Here is a 23,320-nt window from a genome sequence, read left to right as displayed (position 1 = left end):
TCCTTGCACCTGTCGGTGTGCCGGACGGCCGGTCGCGGGCCCGGGACGCTTATGTAGTGGTTCGCGCCGTCCGGGTCACGCCGAAATGCTGCCGGCGGCGGCCGTGTCGTGCAGGGCCTCGAAACGCCGCAGGAACGCCTGTTCCGCTTCCGCCGTCGTCCAGGGCTCCAGCGCCAGCTGCTCCCGCCTTATGCCGCGCGGCCGGCCGAAGAACTTCGCCGCTTCGGCGTCGGTGAAGCCGGCCAGCCCCGTCGCCTCGAAGAAGGCGGCGACGCGGTCGGCCGCCTTGATCGAGTCGGTCAGCGCCGCCGGCCGGTCCGCCGGCAGCCCGAATCGCAGGTGGATCGCCGCCTGCAGCCGCGCCTCGACGATCTTGTACTCGCCGCCGACCAGCGCCTTGAACGGCGAGATCATGTCGCCGACGACATATTCCGGCGCGTCGTGCAGCAGCGCGGCCAGTCGCTCGGCGCGCGTCAGCGACGGCTTCGCCATGGTGGCGATCTGCTCGACCAGCACCGAATGCTGGGCGACCGAGAAGGCATGCGCGCCCTCGGTCTGGCCGTTCCAGCGCGCGACGCGGGCGAGGCCGTGGGCGATGTCGCTGATCTCGATGTCGAAGGGCGACGGGTCGGCGAGGTCGAGGCGCCGGCCGGACAGCATACGCTGCCAGACGCGCGGCTTGGCCGGGCGCGAGCTCATGCGGTGCCGTCCCCCTCGTCGACGCCGGCCGGCCAGCCGAAGCGGGCGAAGGCGGGCAGGGTGATGGTGAGCGGCACGCCGCCGGCGGTCACGGCATGGCCGAGGTCGAGCGCGCGCTTGGCCCTGTCGAGCCGGATCAGGCCGATGCCGGCTTCCGCGTTCGAGCCGCCGAGCGTGCCGAGCGGCTTGCCGTCTGCCTCGATCGGCGTGCCGGACGGGGGCAGGGCCGCTTCGCCCCGGACCGCGACGGCGCGACGGCGCGCCGTGCCGCGATGCTCCATGCGCGAGACGATCTCCTGGCCGACATAGCAGCCCTTGCGGAAATCGAGTCCGCCGAGATCGTCCATGTCGACATCGTGCGGGAAGGCGTCGCCGAACGGATAGTCGCGGCCGCCCTCGGGAACCGTCAGGCCGGTGCGCCAGGCGTGGTAGTCGGCTTCCGTCGCCGCGTCATAACCGGCGACGTCCAGCGCTGCATCGGCCGGGACGACCGCGCGATAGCCGAGCGCCGCGAGGCGCGGGTCGGCGGCGACGACGCCGTCGATCGCGGGTGGGGTGTCGGCGCCCCAGAAGGCATAGACGGCGTTCGATTCGCTGCGGTCGGCGATCTCGACCTTGGCGCGCAGGCGGTAGAGCGTCATCCGCTTCAGGAAATCGGCGACCAGCGCGCGCGGCAGGTCGAACAGATAGCCGTCGGTGCCGCGCAACACGATGAATTCGAACAGGATCTTGCCCTGGGGCGAGAGCAGGGCGCCGAAGCCGGAGCCCTTCGCGTCGACGCCCGTCATGTCGGTCGTGACGATGTTCTGGAGGAAGGTCTCGGCCTCCGGGCCGCCGATGAAAACGACGCCGCGATCGCCGAGGCGAGCAAATGACCCATTACGCATAGACATGGTTCCCATGCAGAGGATGCGCTTGTGAAGTTGTTCCGCCTTCCTTAATCGGTTGCGCGCAATCCGTCTTCCGAGTTTGACGGATCAGGTTTTGAATGGGGAGGGCGGCCATGTCGGAAACCTACGAATATCTCTTCAGGAACGGAACGGTCGTCAATCAGGACGGCGTCGGAACCCATGACGTCGCGGTGCGCGACGGGCGAATCGCCGCGATCGGCGACATCGACCCGCGCCGTGCCGGCAAGGTGATCGACTGCACCGGGCTGCACATATTGCCAGGTGTCGTCGATACCCAGGTGCATTTCCGCGAGCCGGGCGCCGAGCAGAAGGAAGATCTCGAGACAGGATCGCGCGCCGCCGTGCTCGGTGGCGTGACCGGCGTCTTCGAGATGCCGAACACCAATCCGACGACCACGTCCGCCGAGGCGCTGGCCGACAAGATCGCCCGCGGCAAGCACCGCATGCATTGCGATTTCGCCTTCTGGGTCGGCGGCACGCGCGAGAACGTCAACGACATCCCCGAGCTGGAGCGCCTGCCGGGCGCCGCCGGCATCAAGGTCTTCATCGGTTCCTCGACCGGCAACCTGCTGGTGGCCGACGACGAGGGCATCGCCGCGATTCTCTCGAAGACCCGCCGCCGCGCCGCCTTCCATTCCGAGGATGAGATGCGGCTCGAGGCGCGCAAGCCCCTGCGCGTCGAGGGCGACCCGTCCTCGCATCCGATCTGGCGCGACGAGATCGCCGCCATGCAGGCGACCGAGCGGCTGGTCGCGATCGCCCGCCGCACCGGCGCGCGCATCCACGTGCTGCACATCTCGACCGCCGAGGAGATCGACTATCTGGCGCTGCACAAGGACGTCGCCACGGCCGAGGCGACGCCGCACCACCTGACGCTCTCCGCCGACGACTATGCGAAGCTCGGCACGCTGCTGCAGATGAACCCGCCGGTGCGCGACAAGCGCCACCGTGACGGCATCTGGAAGGGCATCTCGCAGGGCATCATCGACGTGCTCGGCTCCGACCACGCGCCGCACACGCTGGAAGAAAAGGCCAAGCCCTATCCGGCTTCGCCCTCCGGCATGACCGGGGTGCAGACGCTGGTGCCGATCATGCTCGACCACGTCAATGCCGGCCGCCTGACGCTGGAGCGGCTGGTCGACCTGACCTCGGCCGGCCCGTCCCGCATCTTCGGCATCGCCCGCAAGGGCCGCATCGCCGTCGGCTACGACGCGGACCTGACCATCGTCGACATGAAGCGCCGCGAGACGATCACCAACAAGTGGATCGCCTCGCGCGCCGCCTGGACGCCCTATGACGGCAAGCGCGTCATCGGCTGGCCGGTCGGCACGATCGTGCGCGGCCGCCGCGTCATGTGGGAAGGCGAGCTGACCGAGCCCTCGACGGGCGAGCCGATGACCTTCGTCGAGGCGCTGCCGCGCGGCTGAGCGCCTCACGACAATTCAGGGCGCGGCCTCGATCACGACGGAGGCCGCGCTCCGCGTCGCCGGGCCGTGGTTGACCGCCTCGATGTTGTTGCCAGCCGGATCGAGCAGGAACGCCGCGTAGTAATTCGGATGATAATCGCGCGGACCCGGTGCGCCATTGTCGCGGCCACCGGCTGCGAGGCCTGCGGCGTAGAAGGCATCGACCGTCGCCTGGTCCTTCGCCTGGAAGGCGAGGTGGCAGCGGCCGGTCGGCGGCGCGCCGCTGCTGACGCAGAAATCATCCGCGAAGAAATAGCCGTTGCCGGCAAGGACCGGAACGCCGAGCACGCCAAGTACCGCTTCATAGAAGCGGCGGCTGGCCTCGTAGTCCTCGACCACAAGCTGGATGTGATCGATCAACCGGCCGCGATGAAACTGCATACCCGTCATGATCTCGTCTCTCCATTGGGAATGACGAGAACAAATCATGAACGCGTGAAGGCGTCAAGCGCCGGCGGTCAGTCGCCGACCTCGAAATTGGTCCAGGTGCCGTCCGGGGCGATGCCGACGCGGTAGAACAGATAGGCGCCGAAGCTCTTCATCTCGTCATAGTCGGAGGAGGTGAGGATGCGGAACAGCTCGACCATCTGCGGCGGCGTCAGATCGTTGATCGGGTAGCGCGCGAAATACGGCCAGACGTAGCTTTCCTGCGGCGTGCCGATGTCGACATGGACATAGCCGGCGTCGAGGACCTCGCTCAGGATCGCCAGCACCTCGCGGCCCTCGGCATCGCCCGACTGCGACTTCAGGAAGGCGATCGGGTCCTGCTCCTGGCTCGAATCGGCGCCGAGATTGGGCGGCGAGCCATTGGCGTCGATGATCGGCCTCAGCTTCTCGATGTCGCCGGTCTTCGCCGCCTCGAGCAGCTTTTCACGCAGCTTGCGGACGGGCTCGGGCAGCTTGGAGACGTCGTATTCGATCGTCGGCAGCGGCTCGTCCGGCGTGATCGTCGCCGGCGCGGCGGCGGCATCGGTCGGATCGGAGGCGGTCGCGCCGTCCTCGTCGACCGGGTCCGGCGGAATGACGATGCGCTGGGTCTGGACCGGTTTGCTCTCGCCGCTGGCGAGCGCGTGGGCGCCTGTCGCGCCGAGCGCCGTCATCGCGACCGCAACCCCAGCCATCGTCCACCGCGTGAGCATGCCTGCCTCCCGAGAATCGTCAGCCAGTCATAGCGGAGCGGTCGGGCAGGGCCAAGCGCCGGCGGTCAAAAGAACGCCGGTGCGGCACATGTGCCGCAAGTCGCGGCCGACGGGGGAAGGCGGTGGTGGCGGCCTACTGGATGGTGCGCTGGAGCGTGAACTCGCCGCGGCGGATTCGGTCCGGCAGCGAGACGGCGAGATCGGCGACGGCGTCCTCGCCATAGGTGTCGATCAGGTCGGAGAGGGCGGCGAAGAGCGCGGCATGGGCCAGGATGTCGGGCTCGATGCCCTCGGCGATCGCCTCGTCCCAGGCCTCGGTCAGATAGGCGAGCGCGGCGCGTTTCTGTTCCGCAATCTCGATCTCGTCCGGTTCGTGTTCCATGGGGCCGCCTGTCTTGCGCATCACTCCGGGCGAGAAAAACGAATCGCCCTGACCTCAACGTAGCACGTCGGGCGGCGCCCGGGCCCGGATCCTGAAGAAGGGGTTAACGTGCCGATAACAATTCGACCGGTTTGGTTAACATGGCGCGAGGCGATTCAGCGGCCGTAGCGCGCGGTGATGTCGCGCGTCAGTCGGGTGCCTTCGGCCATGTAGCGGTCGACCGCGGCGAGCGCCGCCGGCGTGCAGCTGCGATAGACGGAAGCGAAGCTGGAGAAGCCGTGGTTGAACTGCGAGACGAGCCGGGCCCGGCGATCCGGGGTCGGTTCCTCGGCCGCCAGCAGCTGGTCCATCTGGTCGCGCCAGACTGCCGGCTCCTCGGCGCCGCAGAGCGGGCGGAGATAGTGCAGCGCGCCGAGGATCTCGGCCAGCCGCTGCAATTGCTGCTCATAGGGCGGGTCGGCGGGGGCGGCCGGAGGCGGCGTCCCCTGCGCCTGGACAGGGAAGGGCGCCAGCGCGCCGGCGAGCGCGAGCGCGAGCAGGGCCGGCCGCACCACCCGTCCGGCTGTTCGGATCGCTCTCCTGATGCTCAAGTCCCGATGTCTCCGCCCGTTGGGCCTGCCGCGTGCCGGCGGATCATCCTTCGCCGCGTTCCGGCCTGCAAGGTCTCAGCGCTCCGACAGCGCGAGGATGCGCTTCAGGTCGGGCGTCGTCGTGAGCGCGTCGATCTGGTCGAGCGCGAACCATCCGACGGCGCCTGCGTCCGAGGCGGCTTCGGGCGTGCCTTCGGCCGTGGCGGTGAAGACGATGATGACGTAGTGCCCCCGCACCGTCCCGTCCGCCGCACGGTCGATCGCATCCAGCGCCTCGACGAGCCGCGGCGTGCCGAGAGTCAGTCCCGTCTCCTCGGCGAGTTCGCGCGCCGCTGCCTCGGCCAGCCTTTCGCCGCGCTCGACGCGTCCGCCCGGCAGCGACCAGGCGCCGCGCCAGGGGGCGTGCCCGCGCTGGACCAGCAGCACCTTGCCATCGCGCCAGACCGCGACGCTGACGCCGAGAACCGGCCCGACAGGAGGCGGGGCGTCAGGCTGTGCGGGCGAGGGAGGCATGGTCTTCCTTCTCGCCGCTGCTGGCGGATAGGGCCGCGCGGGTCGCGGCGATGGCCGGGCGCAGCTCTTTTTCCGTGACGGCGGCGATGGTCCAGAGCAGGTCGAGCTTGCCGGCCTTGACGGTTTCGCGGACGGCATCCTGCGCCGCCGCGGCCTGCCGGTCGAGCCGCCGCACCAGCGTGTCGAGCGCGACCCGGCTGCGATGATCGGTCGCCCGCCCGAGCACGGGGCCGCGCTGCGCCGGCCGCCAGGCGAGCACGCCGTCGACGAGATCGAGCCGATGCGGCAAACTCTCAAGAAGCATCGCCAAATCCTCGGCGTGATTCAGGTAATTGCTTTCCGGCGACGCCGGCTCGAACGGCATGAAACGTCTCCTGGGTCCGCGACGGCATGGTTGGCCGCCGCAGAAGCGCAGCGAAGAAGATGATAGGATGCAGATCGTTAGCGGCGCTTCCTTACGAAGTCTTTACCAAATGGCCGCGATGGCCGCTGTCGGAGAAATCGGATGTGTGGACGCTACGCGCTGGCGGTGCCGAAGGAGGACGTCGAGGCCGAGTTCTCGATGATCCGCATCGAGTGGTTTCCGCCGCGCTACAACATCGCGCCGACCCAGCCGATCCTGGTCGTCCGGGCCGAGCGGGGCGAGCGCCGGCCGGCCCTGGTGCGCTGGGGGCTGATCCCGTCCTGGACCAAGGACCTCTCCGCCCTGCCACTGCTGTTCAACGCCCGCTCCGAGACCGCCGCCGAGAAGCCGGCCTTCCGGGGCGCGTTCCGGCATCGCCGCTGCCTGATTCCCGCCACCGGCTTCTATGAGTGGCAGAAGGGCGCCGACGGCAGGAAGCAGCCCTTCTATCTGCAGCCGGCCAAGGGGGGCGTCATCGCCTTTGCCGGTCTCTGGGACGAATGGGCCGACGATAAGGGCAATGTCATCGACACCGCCACGATCCTGACCACGGCCGCCAATCGCGAGCTCGCGCCGATCCATGAGCGCATGCCGGTGGTGGTGCAGCCGGATCAGTACGATCTCTGGCTCGGGCTGGATGCCGGGCGGGGCGAGGGCGCGTCGCGGCTGCTGCTGCCGCCGCCGGACGGCACGTTCGAGCCCATTCCGGTCGGGCCGGGGGTGAACAATTTCCGAAACGACAATGCCGCGATCCAGCTGCGCGCCGTCGTCGAGAGCGCGGCGCCGCCTCGCTCCGTCGCCGAAAAGGCCAAGCCGAAGCCTGGCGACGACCAGTTGAAGCTGTTCTAGCGTCCATATCCGCGAATACCGGGCGGGAGCGCCTCGGATTGCCGCAGGCGCGGGCTGGCTCGCATTTTCCGGGTGACGCGTCGGGCTGGCTCGCCTAGATCTGGCCCGATCGGCTCCGCGCCCATCCGCCGGTTCCTCGCCTAGTCCAGACGGATCCACAACATGTCCGAACTCCTGCGGCCGGCCGTGGAGGGCTTCCTCCTCGGCGCCAGCCTCATCGTCGCCATCGGCGCGCAGAACGCCTTCGTGCTTCGCCAGGGCCTGGCGCGCAGCCACGTGTTTCCGATCGCGACCTTCTGCTTCCTCTCGGACGCGCTCCTGATCGCCGCCGGCGCCGGCGGCCTCGGTTCGGTCGTTCAAGCGGCGCCGACGGTGCTCTTTTGGGTGACGCTGGCGGGCGCCGCCTTCCTGATCAGCTATGGCGTGATGGCGATGCGCCGGGCCTTCCGCTCGAACGCGCTGTCCGCCGTGGGAGGGGCCGAGATACGGCTCGGGCCGGCGCTGGCGATGGTGGCCGCGCTGACCTTCCTCAATCCGCATGTCTATCTGGATACGGTGGTGCTGCTCGGCTCGCTTTCCGGCCGCCACGCGGGCGAGGCTCGGGTCGCGTTCGGGCTCGGCGCCATGCTGGCGTCCGGTGTCTGGTTCTATACGCTCGGCTTTGGCGCACGGCTGCTGGCGCCGCTGTTCGCGCGGCCGGTCGCCTGGCAGATTCTCGATGTCCTGATCGGCCTGGTCATGCTGTCGATCGCGGCGTCGCTGCTCTGGCAGGCGTGGGGGTGACGCGCGACAGGCGCGAGGAGGGGCGGAACGTGTTCACACGCCGCCTGCCGCGCCTTGGCGCGGCGTGACGTCCCCCGGGGGTGGGACGGCAAGCATCGTCTGACGCTGGCCACGGCGGCCGGCGAGCGATGCCCGATCTTGCGTGTCAGTCCCGCTCGTTCGGCGTCAGCGCGGCCTGCATCTGCGGCTGGAGCTGCTGCTCGAGCTTCTTCTTCTGCAGGATGGCAGCGACGATCTCGGGGTTGCCGAGTTCGCCGTACTTGGCCTGCAGGTCCTGCTCCTGCTCGCGTTGAGCCTTGGAGCGGAAGGGCGGGTGCTTTTCCTGGGTCATGATAGTCTCGAATTCCTGAGCATTTCCTCCGGAGGCCGTACTGATCTTGCGCCTGCTGGCCGCCGGGGATGCGCATATGAGATTCAAGTATGGCGGATTCGTGGTTTACCAACCCGTTAAGATGCGGATGTCATTGTCAATTTTCGTGTGGGCTTGTTGCAGGTGAGGAACAGGTGGGAATGCGCGCACATGCGGCCACGGAATTCGCATCCGTCAAACCTGCCTGGCGGGTCGGTGTGACGGCATGACGGCGCGTCCCTTCGAGCGCGAGGCCGGCACGGCCAACTGGTCGCTGCGCCTCTCCCTGTTGCCGATTCCGATCCTGATCGTCGCGGGCGTGCTGCATCGCTACGAGTGGATCGACGTCATTCCGCTCTTCGTCGCGATCGCCATCGCCTGGGGGCTCGCGCTGCTGGCGCTGGTGATGGGCGGCCTCGCCATGCGCGACATCTGGGTCGAGGGCGTTCGCGGTTTTGGCCCCGCGCTGGCGGGCTCCCTGCTGGCGCTTGTCATTCTCGCCATGCCGGCCTTCGTCATGGCCGAGATGCTGCGGCTGCCGCGGCTTTCCGACGTTTCCACCGACCCGATCGATCCCCCCGCCTTCACGGCGCCCGGCATCCAGGCGCATCCGGCGCCCGACGCGGCGGACATGGAAGCGCAGCAGCGGACCTATCCGGACATCGTCGCCCGGCATTATCCGGTGACGCCGGAGCGCGCCTTCACGGCGGCGATGAAGCTGGTCGAGGCTCGTGGATGGAAGATCGCGGCCGCCAACGGGCCGGATCTCGAGGTCGCGGATGCCGGCATCGAGGCCGTCGCCAAGACGCTGGTGCTCGCCCTGCCGGTCGACGTCTCGATCCGCATCATCTCCGACGATGACGGGACGCTGGTCGACATGCGTTCCGCCGGCCGCATCGGCGCGCACGACCTCGGCGACAATGTGCGGCGGATCCGCGCCTTCTTCGCCGATCTCGATCTCGCGCTGCAGGGCGTGACGGAGCCCGATGAGGCGACGGAACCGGAGACCGACCTGCCGCCGCTGCCGCCGGCGTCGCCGCGCTCGCGCTGACTGGGCCGGATCGTCAGGCGACGGGCTCGAACCGCCCGGTGAGCGTGACGCCCTCTGGCGCGCGCAGTCTTTCCCGAACGACGAGGTCCTCGATATGGGCGAGGACGGAAAGCGCCGCCGCGCCATGCAGCGCCCTTGGCGTATCGCGATAGATGGCGCTGACGATCTCGGGGATCCGGCGGTCGCCGCGCGCGATGCGCTCCACGATCGCCGCTTCCCGCATCCGCCGATGCGCCTTGAGCGCGCGCACGAAGCCGGGCGCGTCCTCGACCGGCTCCCCGTGGCCGGGCAGGTAGATCGTCTCCGGCCGTTCGGCCAGGCGGTCGAGCGAGGCCATGTAGTCGGCCATGGCGCCGTCCGGCGGCGCGACGATGGTCGTCGCCCACTTCATCACATGGTCGCCGGAGAAGAGCAGCGGGCTGTCGTCGAGCGCGAAGGCGAGATGGTTGGCGGCATGGCCGGGCGTGGCGATCGCGGTCAGCGCCCATCCGTCGCCCTCGATCCGCTCGCCGTCGACGAGGCGCTTGTCCGGCACGAAGTCCGTGTCGCCGCTGGCATCGAGCATATGGATCTCGCCGAGCGCCAGGGGGCGGGCGAGGCGATGCGGTCCCTCGCCGAGCAGGGTCGCGCCGGTTTCGGCCTTGAGCAGCGCCGCACCGGGCGAATGGTCGCGGTGGGTATGGGTGATGACGATGTGGCTGATTTCCTCGCCCGTCGTGGCGCGGAGAATGGCCTCGATATGGGCGGGATCGTCCGGTCCGGGGTCGATGACCGCGACGCGGCCGCGGCCGATGATGTAGCTGTTCGTGCCGTGCTGGGTGAACGGCCCGCCATTCGGCGCCGTCAGGCGCCGGACATTGTCGCCGATCGGAACGGCGCGGCCATGCGCGGGATCGAACTCGCGCTCGAATGTGATGGAGCTCATGCGCATGAGCTAGCGGGATCGGGGCCGGGGTTCAAGCAGCGACCCCGACGATTCGGTTGCGGACGAAAACGCCCCGGCACGGGGCCGGGGCGTCTCCAGTGCGCCGCGTCTGAAGGAGAGGGCGCGGCTAGCTTCAGGCCGGCTCGGCGACCTTGGCGGCAACCTTGGCGGCGATCGCAGCGACATGGGCGCCCTGATAGCGGGCGGCGTCGAGCTCGACGGCCGAAGGCTGGCGGCTGCCGTCGCCATCGGTGATGGTCGAGGCGCCGTAGGGCGAGCCGCCCTTCACCGCTTCGACGCCCATCTGACCCTGGAAGGCGTAGGGCAGGCCGACATAGGCGAGGCCGTGATGCAGGAGGGTCGGGATGAAGCCGAGGATGGTCGATTCCTGGCCGCCATGCTGCGTCGCCGAGGAGGTGAACATCGAGCCGACCTTGCCGACCAGCTTGCCCTGGGCCCACAGACCGCCGGTCTGGTCCCAGAAATTGCGCATCTGCGAGGCGACCGTGCCGAAGCGCGTGCCGGCGCCGACGATGATCGCGTCGTAGTTGACGAGGTCGGCGGGCGTGGCGATCGGGGCGGCCTGGTCCATCTTGTAGTAGGAGGCCCTGGCGACGTCTTCGGGCACCAGCTCGGGCACGCGCTTGATGTCGACCTTGGCGCCGGTGGAGCGGGCGCCCTCGGCGACGGCCTCGGCCATCTTCTCGATGTGGCCATAGGCGGAATAGTAGAGAACGAGGACCTTGGTCATGATGAGGCTTTCCTTCATTTGCACTGCATCATAATTCGGCGGCCTGAGCATTTTTTGAAAGACGGCGTTCGGTGAACAGTCTGTCTATGTGCCGCTGAGCCGGGCGCTTCGGCGGCGAGGCCTTGCGACAAAGGTTCGTTGGCCTATGCTCCGTGGTCATCCGATGACCTGAGCAATTCGAGGAGGGGACATGCTCACCAAGGATTACGTTGTCTATGACGATCGCTTCCGTCGCCTGGCCATGGGCAACGTGCATGTCGAGAAGCTGGCCGAGGGCTGCCGCTGGGCGGAGGGCCCTGCCTATTTCCCGGCCGGCAAGTACCTGATCTGGTCGGACATCCCGAACGATCGGCTGATGCGCTATGACGAGACGGACGGCTCGGTGTCGGTTTTCGCTTCTCCCTGCAACAACCAGAACGGCCACACGGTCGATCTCGAGGGGCGGCTCGTCGCCTGCGAGCATCGCGGCCGCGCGGTGACCCGCATCGAGCATGACGGCTCGCGCAAGGTTCTCGCCGACAGTTTCAACGGCAAGAAGCTCAACTCGCCGAACGACGCCGTCGTCAAGTCGGACGGCTCGATCTGGTTCACCGATCCGAGCTACGGCATCGACGGCGAATATGAGGGCGACAGGGCGGAGAGCGAGATCGGCGCCTGCAACGTCTACCGCATCGATCCGGCCACCGGCGCCGTCACGGCGGTGATCACCGACATGGTGCGCCCGAACGGACTCGCCTTCTCGCCTGACGAGTCGATCCTCTACGTCGCCGACACCGGCGCGACCCACGTGGCCGACTGCTCGCCCGACATCCGCGCCTATCCGGTCGCGGCGGATGGCAAGTCGGTCGGCGCGGGCCGGCATTTCGCCACCTGCGATTTCGGCCTGTTCGACGGCTTCCGCGTCGACGCCAGCGGCAACCTCTGGAGCTCGGCCGGCGACGGCGTGAACTGCTATGCGCCGGACGGCACGCTTCTCGGCAAGATCAAGATCCCCGAGGTGGTGGCTAACGTCGAGTTCGGCGCCCGCAAGCGCAACCGCCTCTATATCTGCGGCACGACGAGCCTCTACGCCGTTTACCTGAACACCCAGGCGGCCAAGCGGCCGGCGGCGAAGTAGGTCTGTTCCAGTGCGGATCCCGGGCTCGCCCGGGGTCCGCATTCCGTTGCGAGTGTTGCGGTAATCGACGCGCGGCAAACCGATCCGTCAGCAACGCACCAAGTCGTCCAATCCTCAATGCGCGTCGTGCAGGCAGGCCGTGTGGTCGCCGAGCACCTCGATGACGCGGCATTCGGCGACGCGGCCGTGCGCGCCCTCGTCGACCATGCGCTGCACCTCCTGGCGGAGCGCCGTCAGCCGGGCGATCTTCTCGTCGATTTCCTTCAGATGACTGCGGGCGATGCCGTCGACCTCGGCGCAGGAGCGGTCCGGCTGGTCGGAGAGCGTCAGCAACTGCCGGATCGCCTCGACCTCGAAGCCGAGCTCGCGGGCATGGCGGATGAAGCGCAGGCGCTGGACGGCGGCGGCGTCATAGCTGCGCCGGTTGCTGTCGGTGCGGGCCGGCGAGGGCAGCAGCCCGACTTCCTCATAGTAGCGGATGGTGGGCACCTTGATGCCCGTCTCGCGGGAAACCGTGCCGATCGGAACCGAACTGCTCATCGAATTCACCTCTTGATCCTCTAGTCACTAGAGGATGTAGGGTCGTTTTCGAACCACACAAGAGCCTTGCACCACCAGGCTGAATTCGAGAGAGACCATGGGAATTCAGGACCGCTACCGCATCACGGGCATGGACTGCGCCTCCTGCGCGCAGAAGATCGACACCGCCGTCCGGCGCATCGACGGCGTCGAGGACGTCTCGGTTTCGGTGTCGGCCGGCACGATGACCGTGCGGCGGGGCGAGGCGGTCGATCCGGCGGACCCGATCCAGAAGATCGTCGCCAAGCTCGGCTACGGCATCGCGCCGCTCGCCGGCCGTGCCGCGCCGGCCCCGGCCCAGAATGACCACGACCACGATGCCTGCTGCGGCGGTCACGACCATGGTCACGGGGCCCATGACCACGATCTTGATCATGACCATGATGCTCATGAACACAGCCACGGCCACGGCCAGGCGCCCGCCGTCGCGGCGACGGCGGCGCCTCCGCTCGACCTGCATGGGCATGACGTCGGCGAGGACGATGGCGCCTGGTGGCAGACGAAGAAGGCGCGCCTGACGCTCGCGGCCGGCGCCGCGATCGTCGCAGCCTTCCTTGTCGCCTATGTCGTTCCCGAGATCCGGGCGACCACCTTCGCCGTCGCCATGCTGGTCGGACTGATTCCGATCGCCCGCCGCGCCTTCATGGCCGCGCGCTATGGCACGCCGTTCTCGATCGAGACGCTGATGACGATCGCCGCGATCGGCGCCGTCATCATCGGCGCGGCCGAGGAGGCGGCGATGGTCGTGTTCCTGTTCCTGATCGGCGAATTGCTCGAGGGCGTGGCGGCGCGCCGGGCGCGCACCAGCATTCGCGCGCTTTCCAACCTGCTGCCGGAGACGGCCCGCGTCGAGGAAGCCGGCGGCATCCGCGAAGTCCCGGCATCCGCTCTCGCGGTGGGCGCGATCCTGCAGATCCGCCCCGGCGATCGCATCGCCGCCGACGGCCGGATTCTCGAAGGCGAAAGCGCGATCGACGAGGCGCCGGTCACCGGCGAGAGCGTGCCGAAGCGCAAGGGCGTCGGTGATTCCGTCTTCGCCGGCACGATCAACACCGATGGCCTCATCCGCGTCGAGGTGACCGCCATCGCCGCCGACAACACGATTGCCCGCATCGTCCGCCTGGTCGAGGAGGCGCAGGAGGCGAAGGCGCCGACCGAACGCTTCATCGACCGCTTCTCGCGTTGGTACACGCCGGCCGTGCTCGTCGTCGGCGCGCTGGTGGCGATCCTGCCGCCGCTCGTCGTTGGCGCGAGCTGGAGCGAATGGGTCTACAAGGGCCTCGCCATCCTGCTGATCGGCTGCCCCTGCGCGCTCGTCATCTCGACGCCCGCGGCGATCGCAGCCGGCCTCGCCTCGGGCGCGCGGCAGGGCTTGCTGATGAAGGGCGGCGCCGTGCTCGAAACGCTCGCCGGCATCCATCATGCCGCCTTCGACAAGACCGGCACGCTGACACTCGGTCGTCCCGTCGTCAGCGACATCATCGGCTATGGCCGGTCCGAGGCGGAGGTGATCGGCCTCGCCGCCGCGCTCGAGGTCGGCTCCAACCATCCGCTCGCCCAGGCCATCCTGGCGAAGGCGGCGGACATGGCCGTGGCACCGGGCTCGGCGCAGGAGATCGCCGCCGTCGCCGGCAAGGGCATGACCGGCAAGGTCGGCGCGGACAGCCTGATGCTGGCCTCGGCGGCGGCCGCGGCCGCGATCACGCCGCTCACCGCCGATCAGGACGCGGCGATCGCCGCGCTGGGCGGCGAGGGCAAGAGCGTCTCGGTCCTGCTCGTCAACGACGCGATCGTCGGTGTCATCGCCATGCGCGACGGTCCGCGCGCCGATGCGCGGGATGGCCTGGCCGCGCTAAAATCGCTCGACGTCGCGCCGGTCATGCTGACCGGCGACAACGCCCGCGCGGCGAAGGCGGTCGGCGACGATCTCGGCATCGAGGTCCGGGCCGAGCTGCTGCCGCAGGACAAGCAGCGCATCATCCGCGAGCTGCAGGCCGGCGGCGCCAAGGTGGCGAAGGTCGGCGACGGCATCAACGACGCGCCGGCGCTCGCCGCCGCCGATGTCGGCATCGCCATGGGCGGCGGCACCGACGTGGCGCTGGAGACGGCCGACGCGGCGATCCTCAACAACAATGTCGCCGACGTCGCCCGGCTGGTCCGGCTGGCGCGGCGGACGATGCGCAACATCCATCAGAACATCGTCATCGCGCTCGGGCTCAAGGCGGTCTTCCTGGTGACGACGATCCTCGGCATCACCGGCCTCTGGCCGGCGATCCTGGCCGACACCGGCGCCACGGTGCTGGTGACGATCAACGCGCTGACGCTGCTGGTCCCGAAGAAGGGGTAGGGGCGGAGCCTCTCCCGGACGGCTGTGCAGGGCTCCAACGGGCCGAGAGGCGGCCGTCATCCCTGCGCAAGCAGGGATCCACGTATGGGCCAGTCCTCTGTTGCGCAGGGTTGGCCGAGGCCCATCCCGCCGATGGATCCCTGCTTGCGCAGGGATGACGGAGGAGCGGGGGATGAAGGCGACGTTGGCCTGACGCTACTGCAGCGCCGCGCTGGCGGTCGCGGCGGTTACGGCTTCGATCGCCGCCGCCGCATCGACGAGGCCGGCGCCGAAGACGTCGTCGCGGCCGGGCTTGCCGAGGTCGCGCGCCGTCTCGGTCAGGATGGCGCGCATGGCGTCCGGCGTCAGTTTCGGCGCGCGTTCGAGCAGCAGCGCCGCGACGCCGCTGACCTGGGCGGCCGCGAACGACGTGCCGGAAAGCTGGGTGTATTCGCCCTTCGGCGCCGCCGCCAGGATGTCGACGCCGGGGGCCGCGAGCGCGACATAGCCGCCGCGATTGGCCGATTTGTAGATCGCGTCGGCCGGATCGGTGGCGGTGACCGCGATCACGGCCGGGTGCGCGGCCGGATAGGCGGGTGCCGCCTTCGGGCCGTTGTTGCCTGCCGCGGCGATCAGCACGATACCCCGCTCGCGCGCGGCGGCGAGGCCGGCGGAAAGCATGGCATCCTCGGGACCGGCGAAGCTCAGATTGACGATGCGGGCGCCTGCCTTTGCGGCCTTGTCCAGGCTCTTCAGGATGTCGAGGGTGGCGCCGTTGGCGGGGACGCCGTCGCGGCCGGTGAAGCTGTCGAAGCCGAGGATGCGGACCTTCGGCGCCGCGCTGACGAGGCGCTGATGCGCGGCGATGACGCCGGCGATCGCCGTGCCGTGCGGACCGATCGTCCGGGTCGGGCTGGCCGGATCGAGCGAGCCAGCAAGCTCGGGATGGCTGCCGTCGATGCCGGAATCGATGATCGCGACGAGGACGGACTGCCCCTCCGTGACCGCGTGCGCTTCGGCGAGGCGCAGCTTCGTCGGCGCATATTGCACGCTGGCGAGGTCGCGCTTCGAGGCCGCATCCGGCTCGGCCTGCAGGGTGAACAGGTGGTTCAACTCGCTGGAAACGATGGTCTTTTCGGCCCGGAGCGCGCGCAATGTCCGCGCCGCGCTGGAGCCTTTCCGGACGCGGGCGCGGGTGATCGTCGTGCCGGTCAGCTCCAGATCGACGCTCTCGATCCGGGTCAGGCGGTGGCGCTTCAAGATCGCCTCGGTCGATTCCGGCGAGCTGGTCGTGAACAGCACCTCGCCGGCGACATGCGGGGCGGCGGCCGCGACGGCCTGGACAGGGGCGCGCTTCGCCGGAGCAGGCTTCCTCTGGGCTGGCTTCCTGGCGGTCTTGTTCGGCTTGGCGGGGCGGGCGGCCTGCTGGCGGGGCTTGCGCGGCTGCGGGCGCTCGACGCCGGGCGGCGGTGCCACCTCGCGCTCGCTACCCTGCAGGATGACGGGTGCCAGCAGGATGACCGGGCCGACGACATCGGGGTAGCGCGGTCGCTGCGGCCGTTGCGGCCGGTCGGGTTGCTCGGGACGCGGCCGCTTTTGGCGGCGGCGCCAGTCGTCGTCGCCGTCCGAGGACTGCGGCATGGATTGCGCCACCAGGAGGCGCTGCTGGGCCACCGCCTGCGGCAGCGGCGTCGTCGCCAGCACCGCGAAAGCGAGGGAAATCAGTCCGATACGGCGCGTCGTCATGGCGTCGCTCCCGGCGAAAACCGTTGCAATGGATGTCAGTGTGAACCGCCCCTCAGGGGGCGGCTATGACCAGCTTCACCACGCCCTTCGCGGCGGCGAGCTTCTGCTGCACCATCTCGCGCTCCTCCGCGCTCAGGCTTTCCTCGCCGATCCGGAGTTTGTAGAGGCCGCCGGCGCGGGGGCCGTCGACGATGGCGGCGTTGAGCGAGCCGACCAGCGTCTCGATGTCGGCCGCCTTTGCGTCGGGCTCGAAGGCGACGAGCAGGAAGGCGCCGGAGGGGTTAACAGCTTCGGGGCCGGAAGCGGTCTGGTAACCTCCCGTTACCCCGCGGCCGCCGATCGTGCCGCCGACGACGCCGCCGAGCACGAGCAGCGCGATGGCCGCGGCCGCCGCCCCCATGCCGAGCTGCGGGGCGGTCAGCGCGGCGAGCCAGTTGCCGAGCGGGGCGAGCAGCCGCTCGCTCCAGGACGGCCTCTGCACCGGCGCCGTGGCGGCGATCTCGGCGAACAGCCGGTCGGCCATCTGGCGCGAGGGCAGGGGCATTGCCTCGGCGTCGGCGATCGTCGCCATCCGCTCTTCCTCGATGCGTTCGAGCTGGGCCCGCAGCAGCGGGTCCTCGGCCAGCGCCGCCTCGACCTCGAGCCGCTCTTCCGCGGAGAGGGTGCCGGCCGCATACCACGGCAGCAGCGCCTCGATCCGTCCGGGTTCGTCGATTGTGGGCGTTGTCATGGCCAACCTCTGTCCAGTCCGGCGTCCCGGCAGAGTTCCGACAGCCGCTTGCGGGCGTGGAACACGCGGGTCTTCACCGTATTCTCCGGTATGCCGACGATGCGGCTGACGTCCTCGATCGACTTTTCCTGGTAGTAGACGAGGTCGATCACCTCGCGGTGCTCCAGCGACAGCCGGCCGATGCAGGCGCGCAGCACCCCGGCCTTGTCCGTCTTCTGCAGCGAAACCTCCGGCGTGTCGTCCTGATCCTCGATCGTCTCGGCGAATTCCTCGTCGAGCGGCGCCTCGGTGCGGCGGCGAAGCGCCGAGTAGGCCTTGAAGCGGGCGATCGAGAGCAGCCAGGTCGAGACGCTGGCGCGCCCCTCGAACTTCGCCGCCTGGCGCCAGACATCGAGGAATACCTCGGTGACGACGTCCTCGGCGACATCCTCGCGGCGGACCAGCCGCAGCACGAAGCGATGGACGCGCAGCTGATGGGCGGCGAACAGCGACCGCATCGCCGTCTGGTCGCCTTTGGCGATCCGCGCGAGAAGCGCTTCGTCGTCCGTGCCGCTCATGGAAGGCCCCGTCCATCCCGCCCCGACCGGCGGAGCGTGGGCTTTCGCCCGCTCCCGGTCAACTCCGGCGGGGAGGCCGGACGGTGTCCCGCCCGGCCTGTCCCGGCTCGTCGCTCAGTCGCAGACCACGACCCGCTTCCAGACCTTGCCGACACCCGGCACGAAGACCCGCTTGCGAACCTTGTAGCATTCCTGGGCGGCGCCGGCGTAGACGGGGATGCCGATATAGATGCCGCCGCCCCAGCCATTGCCCCAACCCTTGCCCCAGCCGCCATGGCCGTAGCCGCCGTGACCGTGCCCGCCGCCGTGGCCACCGCCGTGACCGCCGCCGCCATGCCCGCCACCGCCGCCGCCATGGCCGTTGCTGAAGCCGCCGGGGCCGCCGAAGCCCGGCTTGGCGCTGGCGCTGGTGGCGGAGACCAGCGAGGCGGCGGCGAGGGTCGCGACGGCGAGCGCGGCGACGGCGGCGGTGGTGCGGATGGTCTTGAGAATGGTCATCTTGGATCTCCCTCTGGAACCCTGGGAGCCGCCCTCTGCGGCCCCGATGACCATTGGTCGCGGCGACGCGGGAAAAGGTTCACGCGCCGCGTCGCTTTTTTTGAACTTTTTTCGAAAGGGCGGATTTCCGCCATTCCTCGCGGCATCCCGGCTTTCCGTGCGCCGCCGGGCTTGACCTTGGCGTCAGGATCTCCATCGTCTGCGACGGCGCGCCCGGTTCCACCGCGTCGGCAATCCCGCCGGCAAGCGCGCTATCTTTCCGCCAACAGCCCAGCCGCACAGGTCCCGATGGCTTCCTCCGACATCTCCGCCACGCGCGCGCCCGGCGCGACCGAGCAGCTTTCGACCCGGATCGCCTTCTTCATCGCCGGCTTCGGCATGGCCGCCTGGGCGCCGCTGGTGCCGTTCGCCAAGGCGCGCGCCGGCCTCGACGACGGCGCGCTCGGCCTGCTGCTGCTCTGCCTCGGCGCCGGCTCGATCGTCTCGATGCCGCTCTCCGGCGCGCTCGCGGCCCGCTTCGGCTGCCGCGCGATGGTGATCGCCGGCGCGCTGCTGCTCTCGATCGCGCTGCCGCTGCTCGGCGCGCTGTCGAGCTTCGCGGCCCTGGTGCCGGCGCTGCTGCTCTTCGGCGCCGGCGTCGGCCTCGTCGATTGCGTCATCAACATCCAGGCGGTGATCGTCGAGCGCGCCTCAGGCCGCACGATGATGTCCGGCTTCCATGGCCTGTTCAGCGTCGGTGGCATTGTCGGCGCCGGCGGCGTAAGCGGCCTGCTGGCGCTCGGCGCCTCGCCCTTCGTCGCGGCGCTGGTCGTCGTGGCGCTCGTCCTCGTCGCGCTGCTGCTCGCGGCCCCGGGCTTGCTTCCCTATGGCAGCAGCAGCGGCGGCCCGGCCTTCGCCGTGCCGCATGGCGTCGTGCTGTTCATCGGCGTGCTCTGCTTCATCGTGTTCCTGACCGAGGGCGCGATGCTGGACTGGAGCGCGGTGTTCCTGGTCACCATCCGCGACATCGACCCGACCCATGCCGGCCTCGGCTACACCGCCTTCGCCGTCACCATGACGATCGGCCGGCTGGCGGGCGACTGGATCGTCCATCATGTCGGTCGTGGCCGGATCGTCGTGTTCGGTGGGCTGTGCGCCGCGGCGGGCCTGCTGCTCGCGACCTTCGCGCCGTCCTGGGAGGCTGGCCTGCTCGGCTTCGCCCTGGTCGGCGCCGGCTGCTCCAACGTCGTGCCGGTGCTCTACAGCGCCATCGGCCGGCAGAACGTGATGCCGGAGCACATCGCCATTCCCGCCGTCACGACGCTCGGCTATGCCGGCATTCTCGTCGGCCCGGCGGCGATCGGCCTCGTGGCGCATGCCTGGAGTCTGACCGGCGCGTTCATCCTGATCGCGCTGTTGCTGGTCGGCGTCGCGGCGAGCAGCCGCTGGCTGCGCGTCTGACGTCAGGCGGGCGGAGGCCGACGGGACCGACCCGCCGCCCCGCTTCGCAAGGCGGGAACGGAGGCGCTCGGTCGGGTTCGTGTTGTCGCTCCGGACCCTATCGCTGGGAATGCCCCGGTGAGAGGCCAGGGCGGCCCTAGACGCCCATCATGTCCGGGTCGACGGAGAGGACGCGCGCGATCGCTTCCTTTTCCTCGGGCATCAGGTCGCTGCCGCGTTCGGCCAGCATGATGATGATGAGGTCGACGCCCGAGCGCTCGCTCAGTTGGCTGCAGGAGAGCCCACGCCACTGCCTGAGCGCGGCGAGGGCAGATTGCCCTTCACCGATGGTCGCCGCGACGCCTTCCGGCAGATATCCGAAAGACGCGCGGCTCAAGCCCGCAGATTGAATTGCCATTGTCTAAATCCTCCTCGATACCCAACGCGCAGGGGCCCGTTTGGATGCATGGGAAGGCTGAGACGCGCGCCGGAACGCAGATCTGGCGGTAGGCAACAGCCGGGGGGGGGCGGCGCGCGTCAGGCTGATCTTCGCCGCTGGCGACGGGGATCACGAAGCACAAGCGCGTGAGCGCCGGCGGGCTGTGGATAACCTGGCCGTGGCCGGCCGGCTTTCCAGGCCGACGTTCAGCCTCCCATCCAGTGCAGCGTCAGGGCGGCCAGCACCAGATAGCGGCCGATCTTGGCGATGGCGACCAGCAGCAGGAACACGGGCAAAGGCTCGCGCAGGACGCCGGCGACGACCGTCAGCGGGTCGCCGATCACCGGCGCCCAGCTCAGCAGCAGCGACCATTTCCCGTAGCGGCGATACCAGCCCTCGGCCCGCGCCAACGCCTCGGGCTTCACCGGAAACCAGCGCCGGTCGCGATAATGCGCGATGCCGCGACCGAGGAACCAGTTGACCAGCGAGCCGAGGATGTTGCCGGCGCTCGCCACGACGAGCAGCCAGAACGGGGAATAGCCGCCGACGAGCAGCGCCACCAGCGCCGCCTCCGACTGCATCGGCAGGATGGTGGCGGCGGCGAGCGCGGCGAGGAACAGCCCGGCATAGGCGGCGAGAGCGGTGATCTATCTGTCTCCAGGCGGTCTGTTCGTCGCCCGAGGGGGCGATGCGATCCGGTCGTCAGCACTATAGCGGCCGATTGGGCCGCGTCCGGGCGAAAGCCGGCTTCTCCACGCCTTCCGTGCCGGATGGCGGCTGTCCATCGTCCGAAATTGGATGGCGGGCCTGACCGTCGTCCCGCCGGCGGGACACGATCACGCTCTCGTCGGCCGGCCCGGAACCGCGCCCGTTCGGGAGGGCGGAATCGCCGGCGCGCGCGCCGGGCAAGGCTGCCTGCGAGGACCTCGGCCGGCATGGTCGGCGTCGAGGCAAGGCGCGTTGCATCAGGTGTAAATGGTTGTGGTCCCTTTCGGCTAGCGGTAGCGTTGAAGCGCTGGGCGAGACCTGGAGATCAAGATCGACCGTTTCAAACTGCTGTGCTGAGTTCTGCAGGTTCTTGTCGAGTGCGTCATTCGTCAGAAAAGTGGAAAGGGACGGATCGATGAGTGAAGTTTTGTCGACGCGTACCAAGGACGTCACGGAGCCCCATGACGGGCTGACACGTCGGAACCTGCTCCTGACCTCCAGCGTGCTCGCGGCCTCCGCGGCGCTGGGGCCTCTCGCAGCGCTCGAGCAAGCCAAGGCCCAGCAGGCCGCCACCGGCCGCCGGCCGAATATTCTCATCATCTGGGGTGACGACATCGGATGGCAGAATGTCTCCGCCTACGGCATGGGCACGATGGGCTACACGACGCCCAACATCGACCGGATCGGCAATGACGGCATCCGCTTTGTCGACCACTATGCGCAGCCGAGCTGTACCGCTGGCCGCGCCGCCTTCATCACGGGCCAGTATCCGATCCGTTCGGGCATGACGACGGTCGGGCAGCCGGGATCGGCGCTCGGGCTGCAGGCGGCGTCGCCTTGCCTGGCCGAGGTGATGAAGTCGGCCGGCTATCGCACGGGCCAGTTCGGCAAGAACCATCTTGGCGATCGCAACGAACATCTGCCGACCGTGCATGGCTTCGATGAGTTCTTCGGCAACCTCTATCACCTCAACACGCAGGAGGAATCCGAGCAGCGGGACTACCAGCGCTTCGGCAAGGAGTTCTCCGGCAGTCTCGAGGCCTATGAGCAGCGCTTCGGCACGCGGGGCGTGCTGCATAGCCGGGCCACCGACAAGGACGATCCGACCACCGATCCCCGCTTCGGCCGCGTCGGCAAGCAGACCATCGAGGACACCGGACCGCTCACCCAGGAGCGCATGAAGAACTTTGATGCCGGCGAGGTCATTCCCAAGGCCCTCGATTTCATGGGGGCGGCCAAGCAGGCGAACGAACCGTTCTTCGTCTGGCTGAACACGAGCCGGATGCACCTCTACACGCGCCTCAACGACGAGTGGCGATATGCGGCGGAGGACTATACGTCCGAAGCCGATTTCCATGGTTCGGGCATGCTGCAGCACGATCATGATATCGGGCTGGTGCTCGACTGGCTCGACAGCCAGGGCCTCGCCGAGGATACGATCATCTGGTACTCGACCGACAACGGGCCGGAGCATTCCTCATGGCCCTATGGCGGCACGACGCCCTTCCGTGGCGAGAAGATGACGACCTATGAAGGCGGCGTTCGCGTGATCTCCATGCTGCGCTGGCCTGCGGTACTGCCGAAGGGCAAGGTGCTGAATGGTATCCAGGCGCATCAGGACATGTTCACTTCGCTCGCGGCGGCGGCCGGCGTGGACGATGTCAACGCGCAGATGCTCAAGGAGAAGAAGCAGTATATCGACGGCGTCAACAATCTTCCCTACTGGAAGGGCGACGCTCCGGCTTCCCAGAGGGATCACATCTTTCATTACTATGAAAGCAAGCTGACCGCCGTCCGCATGGGGCCGTGGAAGTTCCATTTCTCGACCAAGGAAGACTATTACGCCGATGTCCTGCCCAGGACGGTTCCGCTGGTCTTCAATATCCGCATGGACCCGTTCGAGAGCTTCGATACGTCGGATTCCTACGGCCACCTGCTCCAGAAGGTCTCCTGGCTGATTCAGCCGATGGGCGTTCTCATGCAGCAGCATCTGCAGACCTTGGCCGAATATCCGCCGGTACAGGGCGGCACGTCCTTCGACATGTCCAACGTCGTCGAGGAATTCATGACCAAGGCGCAGCAATAGCGGGTCCGCGCGCGGATCGAGGCGGGATGCGGGGAGTCGAGCGATCCGGCAGGTCCGGCATCAACTCGGATCCTCGCATCGCGCGCCTTCGAGATGAGGCGGAGCCCTGTCGCGTCGAAAGCGGCGGCAAGGGCCTCGCGCCAGAGTTGCCGAAGCGTCATCCCTCCGCCTGCGGTGGTGTTCGTCGTGAACAATAATGGCCGGATCGGAGAATGTTCGGTCGCGAAACTTCTCGTTACGGTCTAGTGTTTCAAAATTGTTGGCAAAAATTTAATATTGCATGCCGTATTGCGAAAATGACATG

General features: G+C 68.7%; 26 protein-coding genes. 8 read left to right on the top strand and 18 right to left on the bottom strand.

Annotation, left to right across the window (positions count from 1 at the left end; genetic code table 11):
* Window positions 1–75: 75 nt before the first annotated feature.
* Window positions 76–699 (bottom strand): HD domain-containing protein, encoded by a 624-nt coding sequence (locus G539_RS0113690; RefSeq protein WP_029075699.1) that lies wholly within the window; start codon window positions 697–699, stop codon window positions 76–78.
* Complete coding sequence (ygfZ, locus tag G539_RS0113685) at window positions 696–1,586, bottom strand: CAF17-like 4Fe-4S cluster assembly/insertion protein YgfZ (RefSeq protein WP_029075698.1); 891 nt, start codon at window positions 1,584–1,586, stop codon at window positions 696–698. The genes G539_RS0113690 and ygfZ overlap by 4 nt, the downstream gene beginning before the upstream one ends.
* A gap of 116 nt (window positions 1,587–1,702) precedes the next feature.
* Here ygfZ and G539_RS0113680 point away from each other — a divergent pair, with 116 nt between their 5' ends.
* A complete protein-coding gene (locus G539_RS0113680; protein WP_029075697.1) occupies window positions 1,703–3,037 on the top strand; it encodes a dihydroorotase in 1,335 nt (444 codons plus the stop codon).
* A gap of 15 nt (window positions 3,038–3,052) precedes the next feature.
* Here the strand turns inward: G539_RS0113680 and G539_RS0113675 are convergent, their stop codons facing one another.
* From G539_RS0113675 to G539_RS0113650, 6 genes are all read right to left on the bottom strand, one after another.
* On the bottom strand, window positions 3,053–3,466 hold the full coding sequence (locus G539_RS0113675) for a VOC family protein (RefSeq protein WP_029075696.1): 414 nt from the start codon (window positions 3,464–3,466) through the stop codon (window positions 3,053–3,055).
* A gap of 68 nt (window positions 3,467–3,534) precedes the next feature.
* Window positions 3,535–4,215: a hypothetical protein gene (locus G539_RS0113670; protein WP_029075695.1), complete on the bottom strand. Its 681-nt coding sequence runs from the start codon at window positions 4,213–4,215 to the stop codon at window positions 3,535–3,537.
* Window positions 4,216–4,348: 133 nt separating this feature from the next.
* Window positions 4,349–4,597, bottom strand: coding sequence for a hypothetical protein (locus G539_RS0113665; protein ID WP_029075694.1), 249 nt, complete (start codon window positions 4,595–4,597; stop codon window positions 4,349–4,351).
* Window positions 4,598–4,752: 155 nt separating this feature from the next.
* Window positions 4,753–5,187 (bottom strand): TIGR02301 family protein, encoded by a 435-nt coding sequence (locus G539_RS0113660; protein ID WP_051231380.1) that lies wholly within the window; start codon window positions 5,185–5,187, stop codon window positions 4,753–4,755.
* 75 nt (window positions 5,188–5,262) lie between these two features.
* The gene (locus G539_RS0113655; RefSeq protein WP_029075692.1) at window positions 5,263–5,700 is read right to left on the bottom strand and encodes an NUDIX hydrolase; all 438 of its coding nucleotides are present in this window, start codon (window positions 5,698–5,700) and stop codon (window positions 5,263–5,265) included.
* On the bottom strand, window positions 5,675–6,064 hold the full coding sequence (locus G539_RS0113650) for a hypothetical protein (protein ID WP_029075691.1): 390 nt from the start codon (window positions 6,062–6,064) through the stop codon (window positions 5,675–5,677). Before G539_RS0113650 ends, G539_RS0113655 begins: the two co-directional genes overlap by 26 nt.
* A gap of 141 nt (window positions 6,065–6,205) precedes the next feature.
* Between G539_RS0113650 and G539_RS0113645 the strand changes: the two genes are divergently transcribed.
* Together G539_RS0113645 and G539_RS0113640 are read left to right on the top strand one after the other, a co-directional pair.
* A complete protein-coding gene (locus G539_RS0113645) occupies window positions 6,206–6,952 on the top strand; it encodes an SOS response-associated peptidase (RefSeq protein WP_029075690.1) in 747 nt (248 codons plus the stop codon).
* Between the two features lie 162 nt (window positions 6,953–7,114).
* A complete protein-coding gene (locus G539_RS0113640; protein WP_029075689.1) occupies window positions 7,115–7,735 on the top strand; it encodes a LysE/ArgO family amino acid transporter in 621 nt (206 codons plus the stop codon).
* A 145-nt stretch (window positions 7,736–7,880) separates the two neighbouring features.
* On the opposite strand, the gene G539_RS0113635 is transcribed toward G539_RS0113640, so the two are convergent.
* Window positions 7,881–8,066, bottom strand: coding sequence for a hypothetical protein (locus tag G539_RS0113635; protein ID WP_029075688.1), 186 nt, complete (start codon window positions 8,064–8,066; stop codon window positions 7,881–7,883).
* A gap of 244 nt (window positions 8,067–8,310) precedes the next feature.
* Between G539_RS0113635 and G539_RS24795 the strand changes: the two genes are divergently transcribed.
* Entirely contained in the window at window positions 8,311–9,135 is an 825-nt protein-coding gene (locus G539_RS24795) for a DUF1499 domain-containing protein (RefSeq protein WP_051231379.1), read from the top strand.
* A 13-nt stretch (window positions 9,136–9,148) separates the two neighbouring features.
* On the opposite strand, the gene G539_RS0113625 is transcribed toward G539_RS24795, so the two are convergent.
* On the bottom strand, window positions 9,149–10,060 hold the full coding sequence (locus G539_RS0113625) for an MBL fold metallo-hydrolase (protein WP_029075687.1): 912 nt from the start codon (window positions 10,058–10,060) through the stop codon (window positions 9,149–9,151).
* 133 nt (window positions 10,061–10,193) lie between these two features.
* A complete protein-coding gene (gene wrbA, locus G539_RS0113620) occupies window positions 10,194–10,811 on the bottom strand; it encodes an NAD(P)H:quinone oxidoreductase type IV (RefSeq protein WP_029075686.1) in 618 nt (205 codons plus the stop codon).
* A gap of 190 nt (window positions 10,812–11,001) precedes the next feature.
* On the opposite strand from wrbA, the gene G539_RS0113615 reads away from it, so the two are divergent.
* Window positions 11,002–11,928: an SMP-30/gluconolactonase/LRE family protein gene (locus G539_RS0113615; RefSeq protein WP_029075685.1), complete on the top strand. Its 927-nt coding sequence runs from the start codon at window positions 11,002–11,004 to the stop codon at window positions 11,926–11,928.
* Between the two features lie 114 nt (window positions 11,929–12,042).
* Here G539_RS0113615 and G539_RS0113610 read toward each other — a convergent pair whose 3' ends face one another.
* Window positions 12,043–12,468 (bottom strand): MerR family transcriptional regulator, encoded by a 426-nt coding sequence (locus G539_RS0113610; RefSeq protein WP_029075684.1) that lies wholly within the window; start codon window positions 12,466–12,468, stop codon window positions 12,043–12,045.
* A gap of 97 nt (window positions 12,469–12,565) precedes the next feature.
* Between G539_RS0113610 and G539_RS0113605 the strand changes: the two genes are divergently transcribed.
* Entirely contained in the window at window positions 12,566–14,854 is a 2,289-nt protein-coding gene (locus G539_RS0113605; RefSeq protein ID WP_029075683.1) for a heavy metal translocating P-type ATPase, read from the top strand.
* Window positions 14,855–15,049: 195 nt separating this feature from the next.
* Here G539_RS0113605 and G539_RS24790 read toward each other — a convergent pair whose 3' ends face one another.
* The 4 genes from G539_RS24790 to G539_RS24785 all read right to left on the bottom strand — a co-directional run bounded on the left by G539_RS24790 (window position 15,050) and on the right by G539_RS24785 (window position 18,364).
* Window positions 15,050–16,579, bottom strand: coding sequence for a S8 family serine peptidase (locus tag G539_RS24790; RefSeq protein ID WP_051231378.1), 1,530 nt, complete (start codon window positions 16,577–16,579; stop codon window positions 15,050–15,052).
* A 52-nt stretch (window positions 16,580–16,631) separates the two neighbouring features.
* Window positions 16,632–17,309 carry a zf-HC2 domain-containing protein gene (locus G539_RS0113595; RefSeq protein WP_029075682.1) on the bottom strand — a complete coding sequence of 226 codons (678 nt, stop codon included), beginning with the start codon at window positions 17,307–17,309 and terminating at the stop codon, window positions 16,632–16,634.
* Entirely contained in the window at window positions 17,306–17,866 is a 561-nt protein-coding gene (locus G539_RS0113590) for a sigma-70 family RNA polymerase sigma factor (RefSeq protein WP_029075681.1), read from the bottom strand. Before G539_RS0113590 ends, G539_RS0113595 begins: the two co-directional genes overlap by 4 nt.
* Before the next feature lie 114 nt (window positions 17,867–17,980).
* Complete coding sequence (locus tag G539_RS24785; RefSeq protein ID WP_035831367.1) at window positions 17,981–18,364, bottom strand: hypothetical protein; 384 nt, start codon at window positions 18,362–18,364, stop codon at window positions 17,981–17,983.
* A 288-nt stretch (window positions 18,365–18,652) separates the two neighbouring features.
* On the opposite strand from G539_RS24785, the gene G539_RS0113580 reads away from it, so the two are divergent.
* Window positions 18,653–19,804 (top strand): MFS transporter, encoded by a 1,152-nt coding sequence (locus G539_RS0113580; RefSeq protein WP_029075680.1) that lies wholly within the window; start codon window positions 18,653–18,655, stop codon window positions 19,802–19,804.
* 136 nt (window positions 19,805–19,940) lie between these two features.
* Here G539_RS0113580 and G539_RS0113575 read toward each other — a convergent pair whose 3' ends face one another.
* Together G539_RS0113575 and G539_RS0113570 are read right to left on the bottom strand one after the other, a co-directional pair.
* The gene (locus G539_RS0113575) at window positions 19,941–20,201 is read right to left on the bottom strand and encodes a hypothetical protein (protein ID WP_156911973.1); all 261 of its coding nucleotides are present in this window, start codon (window positions 20,199–20,201) and stop codon (window positions 19,941–19,943) included.
* Between the two features lie 227 nt (window positions 20,202–20,428).
* Window positions 20,429–20,869, bottom strand: coding sequence for a YqaA family protein (locus tag G539_RS0113570; protein WP_029075678.1), 441 nt, complete (start codon window positions 20,867–20,869; stop codon window positions 20,429–20,431).
* Between the two features lie 476 nt (window positions 20,870–21,345).
* Between G539_RS0113570 and G539_RS0113560 the strand changes: the two genes are divergently transcribed.
* Window positions 21,346–23,016 (top strand): arylsulfatase, encoded by a 1,671-nt coding sequence (locus G539_RS0113560; RefSeq protein ID WP_084639993.1) that lies wholly within the window; start codon window positions 21,346–21,348, stop codon window positions 23,014–23,016.
* Window positions 23,017–23,320: the final 304 nt, after the last annotated feature.

This window comes from Kaistia adipata DSM 17808 (assembly GCF_000423225.1).
In the GTDB taxonomy this organism is placed as follows: domain Bacteria; phylum Pseudomonadota; class Alphaproteobacteria; order Rhizobiales; family Kaistiaceae; genus Kaistia; species Kaistia adipata.
The sequence above is the reverse complement of the archived record's forward strand: the minus strand, read 5'-3'. Positions and strand labels throughout refer to the sequence as shown.

What these genes read in the sequence shown, in the direction of transcription:
- G539_RS0113655 (WP_029075692.1), bottom strand. Translation starts at nt 5,700, where the DNA reads ATGCCTCCCTCGCCCGCACAGCCTGACGCCCCGCCTCCTGTCGGGCCG.
- G539_RS0113610 (WP_029075684.1), bottom strand. Translation starts at nt 12,468, where the DNA reads ATGAGCAGTTCGGTTCCGATCGGCACGGTTTCCCGCGAGACGGGCATC.
- G539_RS0113670 (WP_029075695.1), bottom strand. Translation starts at nt 4,215, where the DNA reads ATGCTCACGCGGTGGACGATGGCTGGGGTTGCGGTCGCGATGACGGCG.
- G539_RS0113675 (WP_029075696.1), bottom strand. Translation starts at nt 3,466, where the DNA reads ATGACGGGTATGCAGTTTCATCGCGGCCGGTTGATCGATCACATCCAG.
- G539_RS0113560 (WP_084639993.1), top strand. Translation starts at nt 21,346, where the DNA reads ATGAGTGAAGTTTTGTCGACGCGTACCAAGGACGTCACGGAGCCCCAT.
- G539_RS0113640 (WP_029075689.1), top strand. Translation starts at nt 7,115, where the DNA reads ATGTCCGAACTCCTGCGGCCGGCCGTGGAGGGCTTCCTCCTCGGCGCC.
- G539_RS0113665 (WP_029075694.1), bottom strand. Translation starts at nt 4,597, where the DNA reads ATGGAACACGAACCGGACGAGATCGAGATTGCGGAACAGAAACGCGCC.
- G539_RS0113590 (WP_029075681.1), bottom strand. Translation starts at nt 17,866, where the DNA reads ATGAGCGGCACGGACGACGAAGCGCTTCTCGCGCGGATCGCCAAAGGC.
- G539_RS0113575 (WP_156911973.1), bottom strand. Translation starts at nt 20,201, where the DNA reads ATGGCAATTCAATCTGCGGGCTTGAGCCGCGCGTCTTTCGGATATCTG.
- G539_RS0113580 (WP_029075680.1), top strand. Translation starts at nt 18,653, where the DNA reads ATGGCTTCCTCCGACATCTCCGCCACGCGCGCGCCCGGCGCGACCGAG.
- wrbA (WP_029075686.1), bottom strand. Translation starts at nt 10,811, where the DNA reads ATGACCAAGGTCCTCGTTCTCTACTATTCCGCCTATGGCCACATCGAG.
- G539_RS24795 (WP_051231379.1), top strand. Translation starts at nt 8,311, where the DNA reads ATGACGGCGCGTCCCTTCGAGCGCGAGGCCGGCACGGCCAACTGGTCG.
- G539_RS0113650 (WP_029075691.1), bottom strand. Translation starts at nt 6,064, where the DNA reads ATGCCGTTCGAGCCGGCGTCGCCGGAAAGCAATTACCTGAATCACGCC.
- G539_RS0113605 (WP_029075683.1), top strand. Translation starts at nt 12,566, where the DNA reads ATGGGAATTCAGGACCGCTACCGCATCACGGGCATGGACTGCGCCTCC.
- G539_RS0113625 (WP_029075687.1), bottom strand. Translation starts at nt 10,060, where the DNA reads ATGAGCTCCATCACATTCGAGCGCGAGTTCGATCCCGCGCATGGCCGC.
- G539_RS24785 (WP_035831367.1), bottom strand. Translation starts at nt 18,364, where the DNA reads ATGACCATTCTCAAGACCATCCGCACCACCGCCGCCGTCGCCGCGCTC.
- G539_RS0113690 (WP_029075699.1), bottom strand. Translation starts at nt 699, where the DNA reads ATGAGCTCGCGCCCGGCCAAGCCGCGCGTCTGGCAGCGTATGCTGTCC.
- G539_RS0113680 (WP_029075697.1), top strand. Translation starts at nt 1,703, where the DNA reads ATGTCGGAAACCTACGAATATCTCTTCAGGAACGGAACGGTCGTCAAT.
- G539_RS0113635 (WP_029075688.1), bottom strand. Translation starts at nt 8,066, where the DNA reads ATGACCCAGGAAAAGCACCCGCCCTTCCGCTCCAAGGCTCAACGCGAG.
- G539_RS24790 (WP_051231378.1), bottom strand. Translation starts at nt 16,579, where the DNA reads ATGACGACGCGCCGTATCGGACTGATTTCCCTCGCTTTCGCGGTGCTG.
- G539_RS0113645 (WP_029075690.1), top strand. Translation starts at nt 6,206, where the DNA reads ATGTGTGGACGCTACGCGCTGGCGGTGCCGAAGGAGGACGTCGAGGCC.
- ygfZ (WP_029075698.1), bottom strand. Translation starts at nt 1,586, where the DNA reads ATGCGTAATGGGTCATTTGCTCGCCTCGGCGATCGCGGCGTCGTTTTC.
- G539_RS0113615 (WP_029075685.1), top strand. Translation starts at nt 11,002, where the DNA reads ATGCTCACCAAGGATTACGTTGTCTATGACGATCGCTTCCGTCGCCTG.
- G539_RS0113595 (WP_029075682.1), bottom strand. Translation starts at nt 17,309, where the DNA reads ATGACAACGCCCACAATCGACGAACCCGGACGGATCGAGGCGCTGCTG.